Genomic DNA, 2943 nt, shown 5'->3' on the forward strand with positions numbered 1-2943 from the left:
CCGGCGCTCCGACACCCCAGTTGGTTCCCTGAGTGGCCGTCGTTCCATTGACCAGAATGATCGGCAGAGGATGTTCGGGGGTGACGGTGATCGACGGGTCATTCGCGCCGGGCGGCGGCCGCTGGGGATTGAAGAAAGACAGCGCGTCAAGGATTCCGTAGTTGACGGGGAACGGTCCGGTGCCTGTGGAATAGAGCGGCGCTCCGATCAGCGTCCTGCTAACGGCCGCAGCGGAATTCGCCACCGCGGTGGCCAGTGCATACGGTGCCCCGAAGAAGCTGTGCGGGCCGAAGGCCTGAGCGACAGTGTCGGCCACGGTATACACCGCCGACGCCACTACGATGCCCACGTTGGTAAAGATCCCGACTATTTGCCCGGGTTCCGGCAGGTGGACCGTGCTGGCGCCGGATGGCGTGTTCGACGCCGAGGGGCTGGACGGCGCGACGCTCGCCGCGGCCAGCGATTGGCCGGCGATCTGCGTTGGACGTCGTTGGGTGGGCGTAATGGTGCGAATCGCAGCGGGCTGTGGCTCGGTGGAGATGGTCTTCACCGGCTCTGCCGATTCGCTGGTCAAATCCGGGCGGTGCTCGTTGCGGCGCACACGGGGCTCCGGCTCGTCGCCGGGGTCGGCATCCGCTACCGGCGTCGGCTTTGACGGCTCAACGTCGACGACGGGCGACTCGCTATCACCCACCGTCGCCTCAGCGGTTGCCGCGTTCTCGGTGTCGGTGCCGCCGGTGTCGCCGCCCGGCGCGCCGGCCTGTTTGGGCGGATCGGCCTTGTCAGCCTTCGGATCGGACGAACTCTCCGAACTCGAAGTGCCACCCGAAGATGACGGGTCGTCGGCATGGGCGATACCGCTGCCCCACCCGACCGCAATCCAGGCTGTCAGCAAGAACGCGGCGACGATCAACCGCAACCACCAGTGAAAGGCCGCCCTGCCGGTATTCAGCAACATGCACTTCCTTGGCACCTGCCCACCTCTCGCCCGGTAGGCATGCAATGTATCCAGCAAACGGTCGGGCTGGTTTGCGATTGCGGATGCTGGTGCTAGCGCTAGATTGTCGAACGTGCCCGAAAGCTTTACCGAAACGTTCGCGGCAGGATTGGCGAGCTACGGCGAGCAGCCGTGCATCGAGTTCGAGGGCCGCTGGTACACCGGCCTTGACGTGGCCGCCTATGGCGAGGCCATTGCCCAGAAGCTGCGCGACGCACGGGTGCCCGACACCGCCCCAGTCGGCCTCGTCGTCCGCAACCGACTACCGCACGCCGCCGCGATCATCGGCTTCCTCGCCGCAGGTCGCGCCGTCTCGATGATCTACTCGTTCCAGTCATCCGAATCGATCGGCCACGACGTCGAGAAGTTGGGCCTTGCGGCTATCGTCGCCGACCGCGAGGACTGGACCCAACCGGTCATCGACGCCGCCAAGCGGGCCGGCAGCGCGGGCGTCGCGATCTCGATGCAGGCGCCGCACGTCGAAACGGTTCACGGACTCGAGCATCGCGACGAATCCCGCCGTCACGCCGAAGCCGAACCTGGTGTCGCACTGCAGATCTTGACCAGCGGCACCACCGGCCCACCGAAGCGACAATCGATCAAGACCACGGTTTTGGAGCGGACCGTCTTCAGCGTCACCAGTGGAGAGACGGCCCCGCCGGATGCGCCGCCCGAGCTGGCCTACTGGCAGTTCGGCGGTATCGGGGTGTGCCAGTTGATCGCCGGCGTCTACAACGGCAGACGCATCGTGATCCTGGAGCGGTTCACCGTCGACGGGTGGGTGCACGCGGTGAAGACGCACCGGATTCCGCGATCAGGCGTGCAACCCGCCGTCGTGCGAATGCTGCTCGACGCCGACGTCGCCAAGGAAGACCTGGCCTCGCTGCAGTTCATCATCAGCGCGTCTGGTCCCCTCGACCCTGAGACGCGCGACGAGTTCGAGGCCCGCTACGGCATTCCGGTCATGCTGGCTTACGGCGCAACAGAATTCGCGGGTTCGTTGTGCGCGTGGACCGCCGACATGACCCGCGAATTCGGCGAATCCAAACGCAACAGCGTCGGCAGGGCGCTGTCCGATACGCAACTTCGCATCGTCGACCCGGACACCGGTGCCGAGCTGCCGGTCGGCGAACAGGGACTGTTGGAGGCCAAGGTCGCGCCGATAGGTCCCGACTGGATTCGCACCACCGACATCGCCTCGATCGACGAGGACGGGTTCGTAACGCTGTACGGAAGGGCGGACGGCGCGATCAACCGCGGCGGGTTCAAGATCTTGCCGGAAACCGTTCGGCGGGTGCTGATTTCACATCCAGCGGTGCGCGACGCCTGCGTTGTCGGCGTGCCCGACGCGCGGCTGGGCCAGGTGCCGTTCGCCGCGATCGAAGCCACATCGGGGTTGCCGGTGCCGACCGACGACGAACTGAAGGAACTGGTCCGACGGTCGCTGCCCGTCTACAACGTGCCCGTCGCCTTCGCGGTGGTCGACGAACTGCCGCGCAGCCCGGCGCTGAAGGTCAGCTTGCCCGCCGTCGCGGCGCTCTACGAACGTCGCGCAAACAGGTAGTGCCGCGCAGGGTTCTTCCCGTTGTGGTCCATCTCCGGCTCATCGCCTGACGCCAGCAGCGTCCAGTCCGCGGCGAACCGCCGCTCGACCTCGTCCGGGTCGATACCGGGCACCCCGAACGATGCGCCGCGAACGAACTCGACCAGCAGCAGCCGCGCGTCGGGCGCCGCCACCGCCGTGACCTCGCGCACGTAAGCGTCGCGGTCCTCGTCGCTCATGCCGTGCAGGCAGCCGCTGTCGACGATCAAACCGAAGTTCGTTCCGATGCCCTCAGAGCTCAGCCGCGTCACATCGGCCTGCGAGAAAGTGACCGCGAGCTTGTTGGCTGCGGCCTTCGCGCGCGCTTTGTCGACGGCCTTGGCGACAAAGTCGACACCGGTAA

Annotated in this window: 2 protein-coding genes and 1 pseudogene; 1 reads left to right on the forward strand and 2 read right to left on the reverse strand. The window is 66.5% G+C overall.

Annotated features, from left to right (window positions below; genetic code table 11):
• Window positions 1-958, reverse strand: a pseudogene (locus VFH65_RS25205) (hypothetical protein); the annotation flags it as partial.
• Between the two features lie 112 nt (window positions 959-1070).
• Here VFH65_RS25205 and VFH65_RS25210 point away from each other — a divergent pair.
• Window positions 1071-2561 (forward strand): class I adenylate-forming enzyme family protein, encoded by a 1491-nt coding sequence (locus tag VFH65_RS25210; protein ID WP_353325259.1) that lies wholly within the window; start codon window positions 1071-1073, stop codon window positions 2559-2561.
• Here VFH65_RS25210 and VFH65_RS25215 read toward each other — a convergent pair.
• On the reverse strand, window positions 2537-2943 hold a 407-nt coding region (locus VFH65_RS25215; RefSeq protein ID WP_353325261.1), incomplete at its 5' end, for a class I SAM-dependent methyltransferase. The genes VFH65_RS25210 and VFH65_RS25215 overlap by 25 nt on opposite strands.

Source organism: Mycobacterium sp. (assembly GCF_035697385.1).
Taxonomy (GTDB): domain Bacteria; phylum Actinomycetota; class Actinomycetes; order Mycobacteriales; family Mycobacteriaceae; genus Mycobacterium.